Annotated in this window: 17 protein-coding genes; 7 read left to right on the top strand and 10 right to left on the bottom strand. The window is 70.4% G+C overall.

What is annotated here, in order from left to right; translation table 11 throughout:
- The first annotated feature begins 47 nt into the window (after positions 1–47).
- Positions 48–821 carry a hypothetical protein gene (locus EP757_RS39970; protein WP_127553523.1) on the top strand — a complete coding sequence of 258 codons (774 nt, stop codon included), beginning with the start codon at positions 48–50 and terminating at the stop codon, positions 819–821.
- 3 nt (positions 822–824) lie between these two features.
- On the opposite strand, the gene EP757_RS39965 is transcribed toward EP757_RS39970, so the two are convergent.
- From EP757_RS39965 to EP757_RS39935, 7 genes are read right to left on the bottom strand one after another with little or no spacing between them, the layout of a single operon-like run.
- Positions 825–1,964, bottom strand: a complete 1,140-nt coding sequence (locus EP757_RS39965) for an ABC transporter substrate-binding protein (protein WP_127553522.1) — start codon at positions 1,962–1,964, stop codon at positions 825–827.
- An 11-nt stretch (positions 1,965–1,975) separates the two neighbouring features.
- The gene (locus EP757_RS39960) at positions 1,976–2,731 is read right to left on the bottom strand and encodes an ABC transporter permease (protein WP_127553521.1); all 756 of its coding nucleotides are present in this window, start codon (positions 2,729–2,731) and stop codon (positions 1,976–1,978) included.
- A complete protein-coding gene (locus tag EP757_RS39955) occupies positions 2,728–3,486 on the bottom strand; it encodes an ABC transporter ATP-binding protein (protein ID WP_127553520.1) in 759 nt (252 codons plus the stop codon). The genes EP757_RS39960 and EP757_RS39955 overlap by 4 nt, the downstream gene beginning before the upstream one ends.
- Positions 3,483–4,325, bottom strand: a complete 843-nt coding sequence (locus EP757_RS39950) for an ABC transporter permease (protein WP_127553519.1) — start codon at positions 4,323–4,325, stop codon at positions 3,483–3,485. The genes EP757_RS39955 and EP757_RS39950 overlap by 4 nt, the downstream gene beginning before the upstream one ends.
- On the bottom strand, positions 4,322–5,317 hold the full coding sequence (locus EP757_RS39945) for a TIGR03842 family LLM class F420-dependent oxidoreductase (RefSeq protein WP_127553518.1): 996 nt from the start codon (positions 5,315–5,317) through the stop codon (positions 4,322–4,324). The genes EP757_RS39950 and EP757_RS39945 overlap by 4 nt, the downstream gene beginning before the upstream one ends.
- Before the next feature lie 10 nt (positions 5,318–5,327).
- A complete protein-coding gene (gene hydA, locus EP757_RS39940; RefSeq protein ID WP_127553517.1) occupies positions 5,328–6,728 on the bottom strand; it encodes a dihydropyrimidinase in 1,401 nt (466 codons plus the stop codon).
- The gene (locus EP757_RS39935) at positions 6,725–7,567 is read right to left on the bottom strand and encodes a nitrilase-related carbon-nitrogen hydrolase (RefSeq protein WP_127553516.1); all 843 of its coding nucleotides are present in this window, start codon (positions 7,565–7,567) and stop codon (positions 6,725–6,727) included. Before EP757_RS39935 ends, hydA begins: the two co-directional genes overlap by 4 nt.
- A 191-nt stretch (positions 7,568–7,758) precedes the next feature.
- Here EP757_RS39935 and EP757_RS39930 point away from each other — a divergent pair, with 191 nt between their 5' ends.
- The 6 genes from EP757_RS39930 (at position 7,759) to EP757_RS39905 (ending at position 15,356) form a co-directional block, all read left to right on the top strand.
- Positions 7,759–9,135 (top strand): aminotransferase class I/II-fold pyridoxal phosphate-dependent enzyme, encoded by a 1,377-nt coding sequence (locus tag EP757_RS39930; protein WP_127553515.1) that lies wholly within the window; start codon positions 7,759–7,761, stop codon positions 9,133–9,135.
- Between the two features lie 7 nt (positions 9,136–9,142).
- Positions 9,143–10,438, top strand: coding sequence for an aspartate aminotransferase family protein (locus EP757_RS39925; RefSeq protein ID WP_127553514.1), 1,296 nt, complete (start codon positions 9,143–9,145; stop codon positions 10,436–10,438).
- A 153-nt stretch (positions 10,439–10,591) separates the two neighbouring features.
- Positions 10,592–11,503 (top strand): sugar phosphate isomerase/epimerase, encoded by a 912-nt coding sequence (locus EP757_RS39920; RefSeq protein WP_127553513.1) that lies wholly within the window; start codon positions 10,592–10,594, stop codon positions 11,501–11,503.
- Positions 11,503–13,572, top strand: coding sequence for a PQQ-dependent sugar dehydrogenase (locus EP757_RS39915; RefSeq protein WP_127553512.1), 2,070 nt, complete (start codon positions 11,503–11,505; stop codon positions 13,570–13,572). The genes EP757_RS39920 and EP757_RS39915 overlap by 1 nt, the downstream gene beginning before the upstream one ends.
- A 237-nt stretch (positions 13,573–13,809) precedes the next feature.
- A complete protein-coding gene (locus tag EP757_RS39910; RefSeq protein WP_197725479.1) occupies positions 13,810–15,042 on the top strand; it encodes an inorganic phosphate transporter in 1,233 nt (410 codons plus the stop codon).
- 2 nt (positions 15,043–15,044) lie between these two features.
- Positions 15,045–15,356 (top strand): hypothetical protein, encoded by a 312-nt coding sequence (locus EP757_RS39905; protein WP_127553510.1) that lies wholly within the window; start codon positions 15,045–15,047, stop codon positions 15,354–15,356.
- 35 nt (positions 15,357–15,391) lie between these two features.
- Here the strand turns inward: EP757_RS39905 and EP757_RS39900 are convergent, their stop codons facing one another.
- The 3 genes from EP757_RS39900 to EP757_RS39895 form a co-directional block, all read right to left on the bottom strand.
- A complete protein-coding gene (locus EP757_RS39900) occupies positions 15,392–16,510 on the bottom strand; it encodes a glycerophosphodiester phosphodiesterase (protein WP_127553509.1) in 1,119 nt (372 codons plus the stop codon).
- 127 nt (positions 16,511–16,637) lie between these two features.
- A complete protein-coding gene (locus tag EP757_RS43120; protein ID WP_160166016.1) occupies positions 16,638–16,814 on the bottom strand; it encodes a hypothetical protein in 177 nt (58 codons plus the stop codon).
- Positions 16,815–17,501: 687 nt separating this feature from the next.
- On the bottom strand, positions 17,502–19,979 hold the full coding sequence (locus EP757_RS39895; RefSeq protein WP_127553508.1) for a hypothetical protein: 2,478 nt from the start codon (positions 19,977–19,979) through the stop codon (positions 17,502–17,504).
- Positions 19,980–20,017: the final 38 nt, after the last annotated feature.

Below are 20,017 nucleotides of genomic sequence, written 5' to 3'. Positions count from 1 at the left end.
CTTTTGAATCGTTGTCGTCAGCGTAGCGGTGGCGTCACTCTTAGTTGGTGACCGAACAACGGAGACATCCCGCGTCCTGGTGGGCGCAGTTCCAAGAGGCCTCCGACCGATTCGACACCGCGTACCTCACCGAAGGTCTCGGTGATCTGATCAATGCGAAGATCTCGTCGCCGCTGCTGCGGCGTGAAGCTCAGATAGCCGCCGACATCGTCGTCCGGCACCTCAACAAACCGAACAGTGAAGAGCTCGCCGAGCGGGCGGCCAAGTCCGTCGACCGGCTCGTCGAGACCGTGAAACGCCTCGAGGAGCGCTCCGGGGACGGGTTCGAGCTCTCCGAGGCGCACGCCCTCTGCCACCTGCTCCAGGGCCAGGTGGCGGAGGCGGCCTCGGAGGCCGAGGAGTTCGTGAAGACCCAGCAGATCCTGCGGGTGTTCGTGGGCGCGCTGCGCATGGAGCGGTTCGACAACGACCTGGCCGTGCGGATGCTCGCGGCCGGCCATTCGCCGGGAGCGGCCCTCGGGTCCGGCGCGGTGGTCGGCAAGTACAGCTGGTGGCCCGGCTGGCTGATCAAGGTGGTGACCGAGCGGGCGATGGACGGGCGGCTCGACGAGCACACCATCTCGGCGCTGGACCGGTGTGCGTACGCCGAGTTGAGCCCGGCCCAGTCCCGCATCGCCCGGCGCCTGCTCTCCGGGGAGGTGGCCCTGGTCGAGACCACGGCCACCCGCCTGGAGGCGCTGAACGAACCTCGCGCGGCGAAGCTGCTGCGCGAGGGAGACCTGACCGCCGTCGCGCTGGCGGCCAGGTTGATCCCCCTGTAGTGGCTAAGCGCCGCCTTCCTCCAGCGTCACCGTCGCGGGCTGGAAGGCGGCGCCGTTCACGTCCACGCCGGCGGCCTTCGCGGCCGCCACGGCCTGAGTGATGTAGTCGTTCGTGTAGGCCAGGCCCTCCGGGGCCTTGGTCAGCACCGTGTCGCCGGTCTGGTTCTTCGTGGTCATCGAGAGGTCGACGGTCTGCTTCCAGGCCGCCTCGTCGATCACGCCGATGCCGCCGGTGGACGGCCAGATCAGCTTGTTCGTCTCGTTCATCTGCCACAGCTGGTGGCTCTTGCCGAGCTTCGAGCCCTTCGCGACGACCAGGTCACGGCACTTCTCCGCGTTGTCCCGGCAGAACGCCCAGCCCTGGATCGTCGCGGTCAGGAACTTCACGGTCTGCTGCTGGTACGCCGGGTCGTTCAGCTTCTCGGTGTTCGCCCAGACGGCGTCCTGGAGCATCGACGACCCTTCGGTCTTCCAGTCGATGATCGAGAAGTCGTCGGCGGTGTAGAGCTTGCCGGTCGCCGGATTCTTCGCTTCGAGCAGCTGGGCGTACTCGTTGTAGCTCATCGCCTGCGCCGCGTCGATCTCCTTCTTCAGCAGCGCCTGCATGTCGAACTGCTGCTGGACCAGCGTGACGTCCTTGCCAGGGTCGAGGCCGGCCTTGGTCATGCCGGCGAACAGCTCGAACTCGTTGCCGAAGCCCCAGTTGCCGACCTTCTTGCCCTTGAGGTCCGCCGCCGTCTTGATCCCGCTGTCCGCCCAGGCCACCTGGTAGGTGCCGGACTGGGCGAAGATCTGCCCGACGTCGGTGATCCCGGCGCCCTGCTCGCGGGAGGCGAGGGCCTTCGGCACCCAGGCGACCGCGTAGTCGGCCTTGCCCTGGGCCAGCACCGTCTGCGGGACGATGTCGACGCCGCCTTCGAGCAGCTCGACGTCGAGCCCCTGCTCCCGGTAGAAGCCCTGGTCCACCGCGGCGATGTAACCGGCGAACTGCGCCTGGTAGAACCACTGCAACTGCAGCTTGATCGGGGTGAGCGCGCCGCTCGCGCCCGGGGTGGCGGTGGTGGGGGTGTCGGCGGTGCCACAGCCGGCCAGAACGAGGGCCGAGGTGGCGACAATAGAAGCAAATATCCGGTTTCGGCGCATAAAAAAACCCCTCAGGAGATGAGACTCTGCCGCCACGGCATGGCGAGCCGTTCCAGCAGGAGAGTGGCGAGGTAGAAGGTCAGACCGAGCAGGCAGGCGCCGGCCACGTAGGCCCAGGCACGGGGGTAGGCGGTGAACGCCGCGGCGGAGGTGATCCGCGCGCCGAGCCCGTCCTGCAGTCCGCCGAAGTACTCGGCGACGACCGCGGCGATCACGGCCAGCGACGACGCCTGCCGCAGGCCGGTGAAGAGATGGGGAAGCGCGCCGGGCAGGCGCACCTTGCGGGCGAAGGTCCAGCCGCTCGCCGCGTACGTGTGCATCAGCTCCTGGTGGACCGGGTTCACCTCGCGCAGGCCGCGCAGCAGGTTCAGGAAGACCGGGAAGAAGACCACGATGCCGGTGACCAGCCGGCGCGGGACGCTGCTGGTCGACTCGAACATGTTGTTGAGGATCGGGGCGAGCGCGATGATCGGCAGGGCGTTGATCACCGCGGCGAACGGGATCGAGACCTCGCCGAGGATGCGCGACCGGCTGGTGAGCAGCGCCGCCACGATCGCGAAGAGCGTGCCGAACACCAGGCCGACCAGGGCGTTGGCACCGCTCGCGAGGGCCGCCTCGACGACGTTCGACCGCTGCGCGAGCAGCTCGCGCCAGATCGCCGAGGGGGCCGGCAGGATGAACGGCGCGATCCGGCCGAGGGTGACGACCAGTTCCCAGAGCACGATGGCGAGGACGCCGACGATCACCGGCGGCAGCAGTCGTCTCATGAGCGCAGCGCCTTGCGTACCTCGGTGATCTTTTCGAAGTAGACGTCCGACTGCCGGCCGGCCTCGTCGCGGGAGAGCAGCTTCACCTCGATCGCCGCCGTGATCCGGCCCGGCCGTGCCGACATCACCACGACCCGGTCGGAGAGGAAGACCGCCTCGGAGATCGAGTGGGTCACGAAGACCGTGCTGGTCCTCGTCGTCGCAGCGATGGCGAGCAGCTCGGACTGGAGGCGTTCGCGGGTCATCTCGTCGAGCGCGCCGAACGGCTCGTCCATGAGCAGCAGCGGCGGCTGCACGGCGAGCGCCCGGGCGATCGCGACCCGCTGCTGCATGCCGCCGGAGAGCTGACCGGGGTAGTGGCCGGCGAAGTCGGCGAGACCGACCAGCTCCAGCATCTCCTCGGCCTTGGCCCGGCGCTCGGCCTTGCCGGCGCCGCGCAGCTCCAGGGGGAGTTCGACGTTCTTCCGGACGGTCCGCCACTCGAAGAGGCCGGCCTGCTGGAAGGCGATGCCGTACTCCTGTTCGCGGCGGGCCTGGCCGGCAGGCCGGCCGGCGACGGTGACCGTGCCGGTGGTCGGCTGGATCAGGTCGGCGATCAGCCGCAGCAGGGTGCTCTTGCCGCACCCGGACGGGCCGATCAGCGAGACGAACTCGCCGTCGCCGACGGTCAGGTCCACGTCGGACAGGGCGAGCACCTCGTCGGACCTGCCCTGGTTGAAGACCTTCGTCACGCCCTCGACAGCCACGGCGGTCATAGGGTCACCACCTCCACGTGGCGCCGGTGCCGCATCAGCGGCATTTCGAGGAGACTGACGGCGCCCGCCACGACCAGGCCGAGCAGCGCCGCGCCGAGCATGGCCGTGTAGACCTTGGCGGGGTCCGAGGTGGCCTCCCGCGAGTACTCGATGATCAGCCGGCCCACGCCGCCGCGGGTGCCGGTGGAGATCTCGCCGACCACCGCGCCGACCACCGCCGCCGCGCCGGCCAGCCGCAGGGCCGGGAAGAGGTACGGCAGCGCCGCCGGGAACCGGAGTTTCACCAGCGTGCGCCACCACCCGGCGGCGTAGCTGCGCATCAGCTCGACGCCGCTCGCGGACGGCGACTGCAGGCCGCGCAGCATGCCCACCGCGACCGGGAAGAACGCGAGGTAGGCGGCGATCACCGCGACCGTCGCCCAGGGCGGCATCACGACGCCGCCCCAGCCGGCGATCAGCGGCGCGAGCGCCACCAGGGGCACGGTCTGGGAGAGGATCACGTACGGCAGCAGCCCGCGCTCCACGATCCGGAACCGCTGCATCGCGACCGCCAGGGCCAGCCCGATGACCGCGCCGCCCAGGAAGCCCACGGCGGTGATGCCGAGCGTGAAGAGGCAGGCGTCCAGCACGACCTGCCAGACCGGGCGGCCGCCGGCCAGCTCGGGGGAACCGAGCCGGTCGGCGATCGTGGCGAGGTGCGGCATCGAGAGGTCGTCGGCGCGCGGGAGGACCCGCACGCCGAGCAGCACCGTCCCCTCGGGGTTGCCGACCGCCTTGTAGCCCTCCCAGAGCAGTCCCGCTACCAGGAGCCCGGCGAGCACCGAGAGGACTCTCCTCATGCGAACGCCGGGATGATCGTTTTTCCGTACGCCGACAGCGTTCGATCTTTCGCGTCGTGCTGCAGATAGACCGAGAACTGGTCGACGCCCAGTTCCTTGAGCTGCTGGAGCTTCTTGATGTGGCTCTCCACCGGGCCCAGCACGCAGAACCGGTCCACGATCTCGTCGGGCACGAACGTGGTGTGGCTGTTGCCGGCCCGCCCGTGCTCGGAGTAGTCGTAGCCCTCGCGCGCCTTGATGTAGTCGGTGAGAGCCTGCGGGACCGCTCCCTCGCCGCCGTAACGCGCCACGATGTCCGCGACGTGGTTGCCGACCATGCCGCCGAACCAGCGGGTCTGGTCCCGCTGGTGTTCCAGGTCGTCGCCGACGTAGGCCGGCGCCGCCACGCAGAACTTGATCGCGTCCGGATCCCGCCCCGCGCGCTTGGCGGCCTTGCGGACCGTCCCGATCATCCAGTCGGCGATGTCCGGGTCGGCGAGCTGCAGGATGTACCCGTCGCCCACCTCACCGGTGATCGCCAGGGCCTTCGGGCCGTACGCCGCCACCCAGACCTCCAGGCGGCTGTCCGCGGCCCACGCGAACTGGATCTCGTTGCCCCGGACGGTCACCTTCTCGCCGTTGCCGAGACCCTTGATCACCTGCACACTTTCGCGCAGCTGGCCGAGGGTCTGCGGGGTGAGGCCGAGGACCCGCAGCGCCGAGTCGCCCCGGCCGATGCCGCAGACGGTGCGGTTGCCGTACATCTCGTTGAGGGTCGCGAACGTCGAGGCGGTGACCGTCCAGTCCCGGGTGCCCGGGTTGGTCACCATCGGGCCGACGACGATCCGCTCGGTGGCCGCGAGGATGGCCGAGTAGACCACGTACGGCTCCTGCCAGAGCACGTGCGAGTCGAAGGTCCAGAAGTGGCTGAACCCGGCCGCCTCGGCCTTCTTCGCCCACTCGACGATCTCGAGGGCGGGTGGGTCGTTCTGGAGGACGACTCCGATGTCCATGAGGGCCTCCTTAGACCAGGTAGTCGCTGAGGCCGCGCTTGACGTACCGGCCGCGGCCGGCCCGCCCGGTGTACTCGCCACCGGACGCGATCACCTCGCCGCGGGAGATGACCGTGTCGACCTTGCCGTCGATCTCCCAGCCCTCCCAGGCGGAGTGGTCCATGTTCATGTGGTGCGTCTCGGCGCTGATCCGGGTCCGGCCGTTCGGGTCGTAGAGCACGATGTCGGCGTCCGAGCCGGGCGCGATCACGCCCTTCTGCGGGTAGAGGCCGAACATCCGGGCCGGGGTGGTCGCGATCGTCTCCACCCAGCGGGCCAGTGACAGCTTGCCGTCGACGACGCCCTGGTAGATCAGGTCCACCCGGTGCTCGACGCTGCCGATGCCGTTCGGGATCTTGGAGAAGTCGCCCCGGCCGAGCTCCTTCTGGTCCTTGAAGCAGAACGGGCAGTGGTCGGTCGAGACCACCGACAGGTCGTTGGTGCGCAGGCCCTGCCACAGGTCGGCCCGGTGGCTCTCGTGCTTGCTGCGCAGCGGCGTCGAGCAGACCCACTTGGCGCCCTCGAAGCCCGGAGCGCCGAGCTGGTCCTCCAGGGTGAGGTAGAGGTACTGCGGGCAGGTCTCGGCGAACACGTTGCGGCCCCGGTCGCGCGCCTCGGCGACCTGCTCCAGGGCCTTCGACGCGGAGAGGTGCACGATGTAGAGCGGGCAGTCCGCCGCGACGCTGGCCAGCCAGATCGCCCGGCTCGTGGCCTCCGCCTCCAGCTCCTGCGGCCGGGTCAGCCCGTGGTGGATCGGGTCGGTCTCGCCCCGTTCGAGGGCCTGCTTGACCAGCACGTCGATGGCCGGCCCGTTCTCCGCGTGCATCATGATCATGGCGCCGTTGTCGCGGGCCTTCTGCATGGCGCGCAGGATCTGGCCGTCGTCGGAGTAGAACACTCCGGGGTACGCCATGAACAGCTTGAAGCTGCTGATCCCCTCGTTGGCGACCAGGTAGTCCATGGCCTTGAGGGACTCGTCGTCCACCCCGCCGAGGATCATGTGGAAGGCGTAGTCGATGTGGCAGTTGCCGTCCGCCTTGCCGTGCCAGGCCGCGAGACCGTCCTGGACCACTTCACCGGTCTTCTGGACGGCGAAATCGATGATCGTGGTGGTGCCGCCGATCGCCGCCGCCTTGGTGCCGGTGTCGAAGGTGTCGCTGGCGGCGGTGCCACCGAACGGCAGCTGCATGTGGGTGTGCGCGTCGACGGCGCCCGGGATCACGTACTTCCCGGTGGCGTCGATGGTCTCGTCGATCTGCGGCGCGGTGCCGGGGGCGAAGAGCGCCACGATCTTCTCGCCGTCGACCAGCACGTCGGCCGTGATCGCTCCGGCGGGACCGACGACGGTCCCGCCCTTGATCAGGAAGCTCATGGCTGCACCAGGTCCCCGTAGGCGTCCGGCCGGCGGTCCCGGTAGAACTGCCAGCGGTCGCGGACCGTGGTCAGCAGGCTCAGGTCGAGGTCGCGGACGATCAGCTCGGGGTTGTGCGTGTCGCCGACGTCGCCGACGAACTTGCCCTCCGGGTCGACGAAGTAGGTCTGCCCGTAGAAGTCGTTGTCCCCGAGGTCCTCGACGCCCACCCGGTTGATCGCGCCGATGAAGTATTCGTTGGCGACCGCGCTCGCGGGTTGTTCCAGCTGCCAGAGGTACGACGAGAGTCCCCGGCTGGTGGCCGACGGGTTGAAGACGATCTGTGCGCCGTTCAGGCCGAGGGCACGCCAGCCCTCCGGGAAATGCCGGTCGTAACAGATGTAGACGCCGACTTTGCCGACCGCGGTGTCGAATACCGGATAACCGAGGTTGCCGGGCCGGAAGTAGAACTTCTCCCAGAATCCCTTGACCTGCGGGATGTGGTTCTTACGGTACTTTCCTAAATATTTTCCGTCGGCGTCGATCACGGCTGCGGTGTTGTAGAGGACGCCCGGCTGTTCCTGCTCGTACATCGGCAGGACCATGACCATGCCGAGCTCGGCGGCGAGGGCCTGGAAACGCTCGGTGGTGGGGCCGGGGATGGACTCCGCGTACTCGTAGTAGGCGGCGTCCTGCACCTGGCAGAAGTACGGGCCGTAGAAGAGCTCCTGGAAGCAGATCACTTTCGCGCCCTGGGCGGCGGCCTCACGAGCGTAATCCTCGTGGACCTTGATCATCGATTCCTTGTCGCCCGTCCAGGTGGTCTGGACGAGGGCGGCGCGGACGACTCCGGTCGTCATTTGCGGCCCCTCTCAAATTGATCTCCATACACGCGCAGTGCGTTGCTAAGCGCCTGTGATCGTGTGTTTACTCCTCGTTTGGTGTCCCGCGCCAGGGGTTGCTTGTCGACGCCGGATGCCGTAGGACACTAACGACACACATTCAGGCGGACAATTGCCCGAACGTTACGGAATGTTTCGGAGAGGATAATTTGCTGACTCTGATCACCGGGGCGGTTCAGGACCGCAGCGCACGCGGCATCGCGGCGGCCGTGAGCCGTCTGATCACCGCCGGACGGCTGCCGGCCGGGATCCGGCTGCCCACCGTCCGGTCGGTCGCGACCGAGCTCGGGGTCAGTCCCACCACGGTGAGCGAGGCGTGGCGCAGCCTCATCCACGCCGGGGCGATCCAGACCCGCGGGCGGTCCGGGACGTTCGTGTCCGGTCCGCTGCCGCCGCGCGAGCGGTTGCGCTACGCGCAGCTCGGCGGGGCGAACGTGGCGCTGCCGCGGGACCTCTCCACCGGTGTGCCCGACCCGGCCCTGCTGCCCGACCTCAGTGAGGCGCTGCGCCGGATCGGGGACGGCCGGTGGGCCGGCAGCTATCTGGACGCGCCGGTGCTGCCGGAGCTGGAGGCGGTGCTGCGGGAGCGGTGGCCGTACCCGCCGGAACGCCTGACCGTGGTGGACGGCGCGATGGACGCGCTGGACCGGATCGCCGGCGCGGTGCTGCGGTTCGGCGACCATGTGCTCGTCGAGAACCCGGCCTTCGCGCCGCTGCTCGACCTGCTCCAGGCGCTCGGCGCGACGGTGGTCGGCGTGCCGATGGACGGCGACGGCCTGGACCCGGTGGCGCTGCGGCAAGCACTGCGCGACTACCGGCCGGTCGCCCTCTTCCTCCAGCCGCGCGCCCAGAACCCGACCGGGACCAGCATGAGCGGCCAGCGGGCGCTGGTCCTCGCGCAGATCCTGCTGGAGGCGCCGAACGTGCTGGTCGTCGAGGACGACCACGCCGGTGACATCGCCTCGTCGCCGCAGGTCAGTATCGGCCGGCACCTGCCGGACCGGACCGTCGCCGTGTCCAGCTTCTCGAAGAGCCACGGCCCGGACCTGCGGCTCGCCGCGGTGGGCGGGCCGGCCCACGTGATCGACGCGGTCAGCGACCGCCGGCTGCTCGGTCCCGGCTGGTCCAGCCGGCTGCTCCAGGGCGTGCTGCTCGACCTGCTCACCGACCCGCGGGTGATCGCCCAGGTGGCCGGCGCGCGGGACACCTACGCGGCCCGCCGCGCCGCCCTGCTCGCCGTGCTCGACGCCCGCGGGGTGCAGGCCACGGCGGCCGACGGCATCAACCTCTGGATGACCGTTCCGGATCAGCAGAACGCGATGGTCGCACTGGCCGCGCACGGCGTCGCCGCTGCGCCCGGGGCGCCGTTCTGCGTGCAGCCGCTGCCGGACGACCACCTGCGGATCACCGCGGGCCTGGTCGCCGGCGGCTACGACGACCTGGCCGGGGTACTCGCCGCGGCCGCCAACCAGGCCAGCCGGGGCAGCGGGCGCCGCGGCCAGGGACATCCGCACGGGTGGAGATGAGGTTCCGATGAGTCTGCTGGATCGGCATCGCGCGGTGATGCCCCACTGGATGCCGGTGTATTACGGCGACGACGCTCTCGAAATTGTGTCCGGAAAGGATCGCCGGGTCACCGACGCTTCCGGCCGGACCTACCTGGATTTCTTCGGCGGGGTGCTGACCACCATGGTCGGTTACGACGTCGCCGAGATCAGCGACGCGGTGCGGAGGCAGCTCAGCACCGGCGTGGCGCACACGTCCACGCTCTACCTGATCCGGCAGCAGGTCGAGCTCGCCGAGAAGATCGCCCGGGTCTCCGGGATCCCGGACGCGCGGGTCTTCTTCACCAACTCGGGCAGCGAGGCGAACGAGTCGGCGCTGCTCTTCGCCGCGAACCTGCGCCGCTCCAACCAGATCCTGGCGATCAAGAACAGCTACCACGGCCGGACGTTCGCGACGATGGCGGTGACCGGCCATCGCAGCTGGTCGTCGAGTTCGCTGAGCCCGCTCACGGTCAACTGGCTCTCCTCCGCCGACCGGCTGCGCGGGCGGATGGCCGGGCTGGCCGACGGCGACCTGCTCGACGCGGCCGTCGACGATCTGCGGGAGGTGCTCGCCACGGTCACGGCCGGGGACGTGGCGGCGCTGATCGCCGAGCCGATCCAGGGTGTCGGCGGGTTCGTGCACGGTCCGGACGGGCTGCTCGGCGCGTACCAGAAGGTCCTCGGCGAGCACGGCATCCTGCTGATCGCCGACGAGGTGCAGACCGGCTGGGGGCGTACCGGCGACCACTTCTGGGGCTACCAGGCGCACGGCGTCACGCCGGATCTGATGACCTTCGCGAAGGGCATCGGCAACGGGTTCGCGCTCGGTGGCGTGGTCGGCCGGGCGGAGGTGATGAACGCGGTCCCGGCGATCAGTTTCTCCACCTTCGGCGGCAATCCGGTCAGCGCCGCGGCCGGCAACGCGGTGCTCGACTACGTCCTCGATCACGACCTGCAGAGAAACGCTTCAGTGACGGGATCGATCCTGCTGGACGGCCTCCGGGCACTCGACGCGGCGATCCTGGGGCAGGTCCGGGGCCGAGGCCTGATGATCGCGCTGGAGTTCGTCCGGCCCGGGACCACCGAGCCGGACCCGGTCGTGACGGCCCGCGTCTTCGACCTGTGCCGGCAGAGTGGCCTGCTGGTCGGGAAGGGTGGCCTCTACGGCAACGTGATCCGGATCGGCCCGCCGCTGACGCTCACCGAGGACGAGGCCCGCGAGGGCCTATCGATCCTGGCGTCGGCAGTCGCCGAGGCGGACGCCGAATCCCGCTTCTCCTGATCTCCACCAGCGAAAACCCCGTGGCGGTAGCCGCGGGGTTTTGCTGTATGTGCGGGAACTTTTGCTAGATCTGAAGAAACTTAGCTTCACTCTGGACGAAACACCTCGGTAATCTCCTGATTCATGTAAATGGATCGATGGGGGAGGACCGCAATGCCGCAGTCACTCAGTCGACGCAGCCTCTTGGGCGCCGCGGCCGCAGCCGGAGCCGCCGGCGCGCTCGCCGCACCCACCGCCGCCACCGCCGGAGGTAGCGGGCACGGCAAGGCAGGCCGCGTCCCACGCGACCAGATCAGCGTGCAGCTCTACACGCTGCGCAATCAGCTCAGCATCGACCTCGAAGCGAGCCTCGCGGAGCTCGCCGAGATCGGCTACACCCGCGTCGAGCACGCCGGCTTCGTCGGCCGCACCGCCGCTCAGTTCCGCGCCGCACTGGACAACGCCGGCCTGCGCGCCACCTCGGGCCACGTCGGCATCCCGCAACCGTTCAACGCCGACACCTGGAAGCGCGCCCTGGAGGACGCCGCGATCGTCGGCAACAAGTACATCGTCCACCCGTTCTTCGGGCAGGGCCCGAACGGGCCGATCCGGGACGGGGCGGTCTACCGCGCCTTCGCCGCCGACCTGAACAAGGCCGGTGAGCTGGCCCGCCGGGCGGGTCTCAGCTTCGGATACCACAACCACCACGCCGAGTTCTTCCGGCAGAACGGCACCAGCAGGACCGGCTTCGACATCCTCACCGGCGAGACCGACCCGCGGCTCGTGCACCTGGAGGTCGACCTGTTCTGGGCCTTCCGGGGCGCGAACGACCCGGTCGACCTGATCAAGAAGCACCGCGGCCGGATCCGCCAGGTGCACGTCAAGGATCTCGACATCAACGCCAGCTTCGCCGACCCGGGCGACGGTCTCATCGACTTCGGCCGGATCTTCCAGCACGCCCGGGAGGCGGGCCTGGTGGAGTACATCGTCGAACGTGACGACGCCGGCTCGCCGCCGCGGACGCCCGCAGACGCTCTGGTCACCGCAGAGCGCGGTTACGAGTACCTGAAGGGGCTTCGTTTCTGATGCTTCGCAGACTCGCAGTTCTCACCATCGCCGGAGCGGCCGTCCTGGTCGCCCCGACTGTGGCCGCTGCCCACCCCGGGCACGACCTCCCGCCCTCGTCCGACTTCCAGAAGGTCACCCTCGACGACTTCCCCGGTGAGCCGATCGCGCTCGCCGTCCTGCCCGACCGGCGGGTCCTGCACACCGCGCGGACCGGTGAGGTCCGCATCCACGAGCCGTCCACCGGCCGGAACGTGCTGGCCGCGAAGATCCCGGTGTACCTGCACGACGAGGAGGGCGTGCAGGGGATCGCGATCGACCCGGACTTCCAGCACAACAAGTGGGTCTACGTCTACTACTCGCCGGTGCTGAACACGCCGACCGACGACCCGGCGACCCCGGGCGTCAACGAGGGCGACGCGCCGGCCGAGGGGACCGCCGCCGACTTCGCGCCGTACAAGGGCTACCTGCAGCTGTCCCGGTTCAAGCTGGCCGGCAACACGCTGAAGCTCGGCACCGAGCAGAAGATCCTCCAGGTGCCGACCGACCGCGGCCAGTGCTGTCACGTCGGCGGCAAGATCGACTTCGACCGGTACGGGAACCTGCTGCTCTCCACCGGTGACGACAGCAACCCGTTCTTCTCCGACGGATACGCGCCGATCGACGAGCGGGCGAACCGCAACCCGGTCTTCGACGCGCAGCGCAGCTCGGCGAACACCAACGACCTGCGCGGCAAGCTGCTGCGGATCAAGGTCGGCCACAACGGCAAGTACTCGGTGCCGCGCGGCAACCTGTTCAAGCCGGGCACGCCCAAGACCAAGCCCGAGATCTACGCGATGGGCCTGCGCAACCCGTTCCGGTTCACCGTCGACCCGGACACGAACGTGGTCTACCTGGCCGACTACTCACCGGACGCGCAGGCGGCGAACCCGGCGCGCGGCCCGGCCGGTCAGGGCCGCTGGATGGCGATCGACAAGCCGGCGAACTACGGCTGGCCGTACTGCGTGGCGCCGGACCAGCCCTACGTCGACTACGACTTCGCCACCGGGGTCTCCGGGGCGCCGTTCAACTGCGCGGCGCCGGTCAACGAGTCGCCGCACAACACCGGCTTGCGCACCCTGCCGCCGGTCGAGAAGGCGGAGATCATTTATTCGTACGGCGCGAGCACGCAGTGGCCCGAGCTGGGCACGGGCGGCATCGGGCCGATGGGTGGTCCCGCCTACGACTACTCCGCTCGTAACAGGTCGCCGATCAAGTGGCCGCAGGAGTTCGACGGGCTGCCGCTGTTCGCCGAGTGGACCCGGGACTGGGTGAAGGCACTGCACCTGGACCGGAACAACCAGGTCACCCAGATCGACCCGGTGCTGCCGGAGCTGGTCTTCGACAATCCGATGGACCTGGAGTTCGGCCCGGACGGCGCGCTCTACGTCCTGGAGTACGGCGACGGCTACTTCGCCGAGAACCCGGACGCGCAGCTCTCCCGGTTCGACTTCGTGCGCGGCAACCGGACGCCGATCCCTCGCGTGAAGGCCACGCCGACGTCCGGCGAGGCGCCGCTCACCGTGTCGTTCTCCAGCGCCGGCACCGTGGACCCGGACGGCGACGCCCTGCGGTACGCGTGGGACTTCGACGCCGACGGCCGGGTGGACTCGCGGCAGCCGAACGCGACGTTCACGTTCACCGAGAACGGCAACTACCGCCCGGTCCTCAAGGTCACCGACAGCACCGGCCGGTCCGCGTCGGCCGAGGTGATCCTGCCGGTCGGCACCCTGGCGCCGGTGGTCACGTTCGTGACGCCGGTCGAGGGGCAGCCGTTCGAGTTCGGTGACACGGTGAACTACGAGGTGTCGGTCACCGACGACCAGCCGGTCGACTGCGCCAGGGTCACGGTGACCTACATCCTCGGGCACGCCGAGCACGGTCACCCGCTCTCCACCACCGCCGGCTGCACGGGGACGATCACGACGTTCGTCGACCCGGGACACGCCGGTGCCGAGGGGCTGACCGCGGTGTTCGTCGCCTCGTACACGGACACGGGGAACCCGCCGCAGACCGGGACCGCGGAGATCGTGCTGGACCCGGCAGATTGACATCGCTCTAGATGGTGACGGAGCCGGCCGGACCCTCGGGTCCGGCCGGCTCTTTCGTTCTCGGCCGAATGGACATAAACAACTATTCATTCGTCGTCCGTTGACGCCACGCTGAGTAAGCGAATTCGTCACACCGCGTTCAACTTTGGGAAACTGGAGGTAAACGCGAGCGGAATCTTGTACATGTCCCGTTCTCCCCCTGGCAGCCGCACAGCTTCCTCCGTCACGATCACGCTCGTGACAGAAACATCCGTGATCTTGGCGCTGGTGGTCCTCACGGCCCTGGCCTTCGATTTCACCAACGGGTTCCATGACACCGCGAACGCGATGGCCACCTCCATCGCGACGAAGGCGCTACGGCCCAAGACCGCCGTCGCGCTCTCCGGCATCCTGAACCTGGTCGGCGCCTTCCTCTCCGTCGAGGTCGCGCTCACCGTCACCAACGCCGTCGTGAAGATCCAGGACTCCAGCGGCGCCCCGAAGGCGGAACTCCTCGCCGACGGCGGCAGCGCCCTCCTGCTGATCATCCTGGCCGGTCTGGTCGGTGGCATCGTCTGGAACCTGCTGACCTGGCTCGTCGGTCTGCCGTCCAGCTCCTCGCACGCGCTCTTCGGCGGTCTCGTCGGCGCGACCATCGCCGGCCTCGGCTGGGGTGGCGTGAACTGGAACGGCGACGGCTCGAAGCTCGACGGCGTCGTGGGCAAGGTGCTCCTGCCGGCGGTCCTCTCACCGGTCATCGCGGCCGTCGTCGCCGCGGCCGGCACCTGGATCATCTTCAAGATCACGGCGGGTGTCGCGGCGCGCTTCACCGACAAGGGCTTCAAGTGGGGCCAGATCGGCAGCGCCTCGCTCGTCTCCCTGGCGCACGGGACCAACGACGCGCAGAAGACGATGGGCGTCATCACCCTCGCCCTGATCGCGAGCGGTCACTGGAGCGACACCGGCAACATCCCGCTCTGGGTCAAGGTGTCGGCGGCGCTCGCCATCGCGCTCGGGACCTACCTCGGCGGGTGGCGGATCATCCGTACGCTCGGCAAGGGCCTCACCGACATCAACCCGCCGCAGGGCACCGCCGCGCAGTCCGGCGCCGCCGCTGTCATCCTCGCCTCCAGCCACCTCGGCTTCGCGCTCTCCACCACGCACGTCGCCACCGGCTCGGTCCTCGGCTCCGGCGTCGGCCGCCCCGGCGCGACCGTCCGCTGGGCCGTCGCCGGCCGGATGGTCGCCGCCTGGCTGATCACCCTCCCGGCCGCCGGCCTGGTCGGCGCGGTCATGTGGTGGGTCGGTGACGCGGTCGGCGGCATGGCCGGCGCCCTGGTGGTCTTCACGCTGCTGGTGCTCGCGTCGCTGGCGATGTACCTGCGGTCCCGCGCCGGCCGCATCGACTCGTCGAACGTCAACGACGACTGGGACGCCTCCGAGGCCCCCGGCAAGCCCGTCTCCGTTCCCGCCGCCGCTGAGGTGTCCTGATCATGCACAATCTCGGATTCGCGCTCGACGGCGCCTGGCGGGTCCTGCTCGCCGGCCTGGTTCTCGGCGCCGGCCTGCCGGTGCTCTTCGCCCTCGGCATCCGGTCGCTCGCCTGGGGCGCCGGGGAGGCCACCGTCAATCAGAGCGGTGTCAGCGTGCCGGGGACGAAGCGCCCGGTCGGCACGGTGATCGGGTATGCGCTCTTCGCGATCGTCGTCCTCGGGGTGCTGCTGGGCCTCACGTTCATCGTGGCGACGGGCTTCGGCTACAAGCTGGACTTCTCGGGCGTTCTCCCGACACTGGTGCAGAAGTAGGTCGGGCCCGGCTTCATGCCGGGCCCCCTCCCTTCTCAGATGAGCGTGCGCGCCAGGACACCCACGTCCGGGTTGTCGGTGAACAGGCCGTCGATCCCGGTCTTCAGGAACGTCACCTGCTCGTCGATGGCCTTGCCGTAGGCGGCGGCGTCGGTGCCGACCCGCAGCTCGACGGGGAGGAACGAGTTCTCCGCGCGGAACGTGTACGGGATGACCTTCAGGCCGGCCTTGTGGGCGTTGCCGACCAGGGCGGTCGGCGTGCCGAGAGTGCCGTCCGCCTTCCGCGGGATGATCTGGCTCTTCTCCGGGCCGAGGCCGTCGACGAAGTCGTTCAGCTCCCTCAGGCCGGCCGGGGTCAGGTAGTCGGCGTACGAGCGCGGGTCCCCGAACGGGCCGCCCGCCGCGCCGGTCAGGAACACCAGCGGCACCTGGACGCGGTGCTCGTCGGCGAGCTCCCGCAGGTTCGCCGCCTCGAACGACTGCACGAACACCTTCGCGCCGCGCTTGTCGAGACCGTTGCGGCGCAGCGCCTTCGCCAGCGGGCCCTCCAGGGGCAGGCCCAGCTTCCGGAAGTACGTCGGGTGCTTCGTCTCCGGGAAGACACCCAGGTCGCGGTCGAGCTCCTTCGACAGGCGCCTGCGCAGGTCCAGGACCTCCTGGAAGGTCGGGATCTGGAAACGGCCGTCGTACAGCGTGTTGCGCTGCCGGATCGCCGGGATCCGCTCGGTGGCCCGCAGCGTCTTCAGCTCGGCGAGGGTGAAGTCCTCGGTGAACCAGCCGGTCACGCTCACACCGTCGAGCAGCACCGTCTTCTTCCGGCCCGCGAACTCCGGCCGCGACGCCACGTCGGTGGTCCCGCCGATCTCCGGCTCGTGCCGGCACACCAGCACGCCGTCCTTCGTGATGACCAGGTCCGGCTCCATGTAGTCGGCGCCCAGCCGCGCCGCCAGCTCGTACGACGCGAGAGTGTGCTCCGGCCGGTACCCGGAAGCGCCCCGGTGACCCACCACGAGCGGTTTGCTCGTGTGGTGCTTCGCCGTGGTCCCCTGCTGGTGCTCGTCCCCGGCCAGCGCGGGTGCGGCGACGGTTCCGGCGAGTGCCGGAGCGGCGGCGGCCGCGGCCCCGAGACGCAGCACCTGACGGCGATCTGCCACGTGATCCTCCACGATTCGGTGTCCGGCGCGGTCGGCCGGACTGTCCGCCGAAAGTCCAGAAGACCGATTCGTCGGCCAGGCGACGATCTCGTGGCGTCCTTGCGAACGCGGGGACAATGGTCTTTGTTCACCCTTGGCCGCGGGTGGCGGCCTGCAGCACCAGGAAGGCGTCGCCGGTCGGGCATTCCCGGTGAGGGGCCCGCACGAAGTCCTTGATCCGGCCGGCCGGAGCGCCCCCGAGATTCACGAGGTCCCCGTCCCGGAACACGCTGACCCGGCCACTGCCCGGCTCCCGAAGCCACACCGTTGCCACCTGATCTGGTCCCACCTGATCTGGTCCCACCCTATCCGGATAAATCGCGACATGACCTTCCGGCCAGACGAGCAGCACCGGATCGCCCCCGTCGGGCCGGACCGCAACCGAGCACCGCCCGTCGAACCGGAAGACGACCCCGAGAAGCCCCGCGTCGGGATAGCCCGTCCACTCGTCGATCGCCAGAGTCGCCAATCCGCCACCGGAGGCCGAGCCATCGGCGGAGGTCCCCGTTGCGCCGGACGCCGAGGGAGGACTCGCCGCCCCGCGACCAGCCGGAGCCCTCTCCGCCGCATCGTCCCCCCAGCACGCCGCCGGCAGGACCACTCCCAGAAGGACCGCCACCGATCCGACCTTCGTCACCCACCTGAACCTCGCCACGGACCTGGACCCCGCACCCACCCGAGCCAGACGCATGACCCTTTCGATGCCGCACCGGCCCGATCCGTTCCCACCGCAGCGCTGGCGTGCAGCCAGGCTGAGCGGACTCGTCCCCGGCTGTGGCTCATTGCTGTCTGCCCTGCCCGCGGCAGCGATAGCCCACAGCTGGGGGACGGATGTGCGGACGCCGAGCCGGCACCGCATATACGGACCGCCGGGCATATACGGACCGCCGGGCGTGGGCGAAAAGCAGGGCGGCCGAGGATCGGCGGAGGAGCCGCGCGCCTCGTAACGGGGTCAGGCTCGTTCGAGGGCGGCCTGCAGACGCCGTGCTTCGCGCAGCAGGCGGGATCCTCCGGGACGCCGGGCGAGGGCGGCCAAGCCGGGCACGTCCGCCGGGATGGTGGCTCGCTCGGAAAGGGCGGTGACGGTGGTGGTGGCCAGCTCCAGCAGGGCCGGCAGGCCGTGGGGAGTGGTGGTCAGCAGGTGGGGCAGGGCCGTCGCCAGGAGGTGCCAGACCTCGGCTGTCGCGCCGGCGTGGTGGGCCTCGGTGAGGGCTTCGGTCACCCGGGTCAGCTTGATGGTTCCGTCGGAGCCGAGGTCGCCCAGTTCGGTGCCGACCGCGGCCGGGAAACCGGGAGACGAGCAGAGGGACAGGAAGGCGTCCACTGCCGCTACGCGGTCGGGCGTGTGGCGGGCGCCCAGGCCGTAGGTGACGGCCAGGGCCGTCGCCGGGCCCAGCGGGCCTTCCGCGTCGGCCAGCAGGGGGAGCAGGGAGGCGTCCCGGGCGTCCTGGTCGGCCAGGGCTGCCAGGTCGGGGAGGGCCCAGGCCGCCACCACCTCGCGGTGGTGCGGGAGGGCCGTCGCGAGGACGTCCGGACGGTACGACCGCCGGCTCCGGGAGCGCGGCTCAGCAGGCCTGGTCAGGGTCACGACGGCGTCCTCCAGGAGGATCCGGCCCGGATCGGCCCGGCTGGACTCCAGATCGACCACCAGCCGCCGGTCGCCGGGGCTCTGCCGGCTGCGCTGCTCGCGACGGGTGCTCACCGGGTCAGGCAGGCCGCCGGTGCGCAGCCACGTCGCCAGGCGGCGTCCGTGCGGACCGGTCAGGGCCTCGGCGCGAGCCAGGACGGCGGGTTCGGCGACGCGGGGAAGGCGGAGGAGGGCCTGCTGGAAGTCGAGCTCCCACGGCGTCTCCACCCGGGCCAGGCGGTCGATCAGGACGGCGGGGTCGAGGCTGCCGGTCACGTGGGTGGGGGTCGCCAGCAGCACGGGGATCGGGGACCGCGTCAGCTGGACGGCGAGTTCGGCCAGGCGGAGAGTGAGGATGTCGGCCGGGGTCTCGACGAAGGCCTGCGACCAGGCGTGCTCCACCAGGGCGAGCATGCGCTGCTCGACGTCCGGGTCGAAGGGGAGGCCGGCGCGGGCCCGGATCGCCTTGTCGAGGGCCGGGATGTGCCGGTGGCCGGATCGGTCGTTGCGGGTCAGGACCGGTTCGAGCGTCTCGCGGAAGCCGTCCGGCGGGAGGCTGACCAGCGCGGCCAGGATGCGTTCCCAGCGAACCGCCGAAGGATCCCGGAGCACCGCCACGTATTCCTCGGCCAGCTCCGCGGCGGTCCCGATCGGCGGCGGCATCACCGCGCGGGTCGAGGGGGGAGCGCGGAAGGCGGCCGGGGGAGGGGCGGGGGCGGCCGGCGGAGCGAGGGGCCGGTAGCGGGCTATCAGCGCACCGGCCTGCTCCTGGATGTCCAGCACAGGACTCCGCAGCGCCACCGCCGCCACCCCGGCGATCGCGGCCGCCTGTGACGGGTCGGCGCGGGCTGCCCGGTCGAGCCAGGTGAGCTGGGCCTTCACCAGCCCTTTCTCCGGGCGGGCGAGGACGTCGGCGCTCACGTCGAGGCCGGGGAGGCAGCCGGCCGCACGCAGGGTCCGCTGTGCCAGGCCGGCGATCGGGGACGGCGCCGACGCCAGCAACGTGGCGTAGGAGGGCAGGTGGGCCGCCACCTCGGCGGCCGCCGGGGCCAGCGCGTCGTGAAGGAGGACGAACGGGCGCAGTGCCGCGGGACGGTCGCCGCGCACGAGACGGTCGATCGTGGCGGCGAGGAGCGCGGCCCGGTCCAGGCGGCCCTCGGCCGTGAGCCGGGCGAGCGCGGCGGGGAGGGCCGGGACCGGGTCCCACGTCGTGCCGTCCCAGCCGGCGGCCGGGATCTGCGAGCCCAGGCCGTCGATCGCGAAGACGGCCGGGAGGAGCAGGTCGAGGAAGCGGGAGGCGCGCAGCCGCCGGGGCAGGGCCGAGGGCCGGCCGTGGTGGACCGACCGCAGCCAGGCCAGGACCACGCCCTCGGTGACCGGCGGGTCGGCCTTGCCCTCGTCGAGCAGCGCGACCACGAAGTCCCACTCGGCCGACAGCAGCAGCTCGCCGGCCCGGATCCGCTTCGCCAGGCGCACGCCCAGGTCACCGACCCAGTCCAGCTGCCGGGCCCGGGCGATCTCCAGGAACCGCGTGATGGGGACGATGTGCCACTGCCGCAGCTCACCGCGGCCGAGCAGGGCGGCGGCCCGGGCGGCCGACGGCGCGCAGCCGATGACGGCGAGCGCGTAGAACCCCGCGGCCTCCCGGATGACGTGCGGGGGGAAGCCGTCGGTGAGGCGCTCCTCGATCCGTGCCAGGAACGATCGGCGGGCCGGCTCCTCGCTCGCGAGCAGCAGAGCCGTCAGCCCGCCGGAGTCGTCCTCCCGCACGAACCGGTCGAAGGCCACAGTGGTCAGCAGCATGCCGACAACCTAGGGCCTGGGTGTGACAGGAAGACAGC

This window comes from Actinoplanes sp. OR16, from assembly GCF_004001265.1.
GTDB lineage: Bacteria > Actinomycetota > Actinomycetes > Mycobacteriales > Micromonosporaceae > Actinoplanes.
Note: the sequence above shows the minus strand (reverse complement) of the source record. Positions and strands in the feature narration are given on the sequence as shown.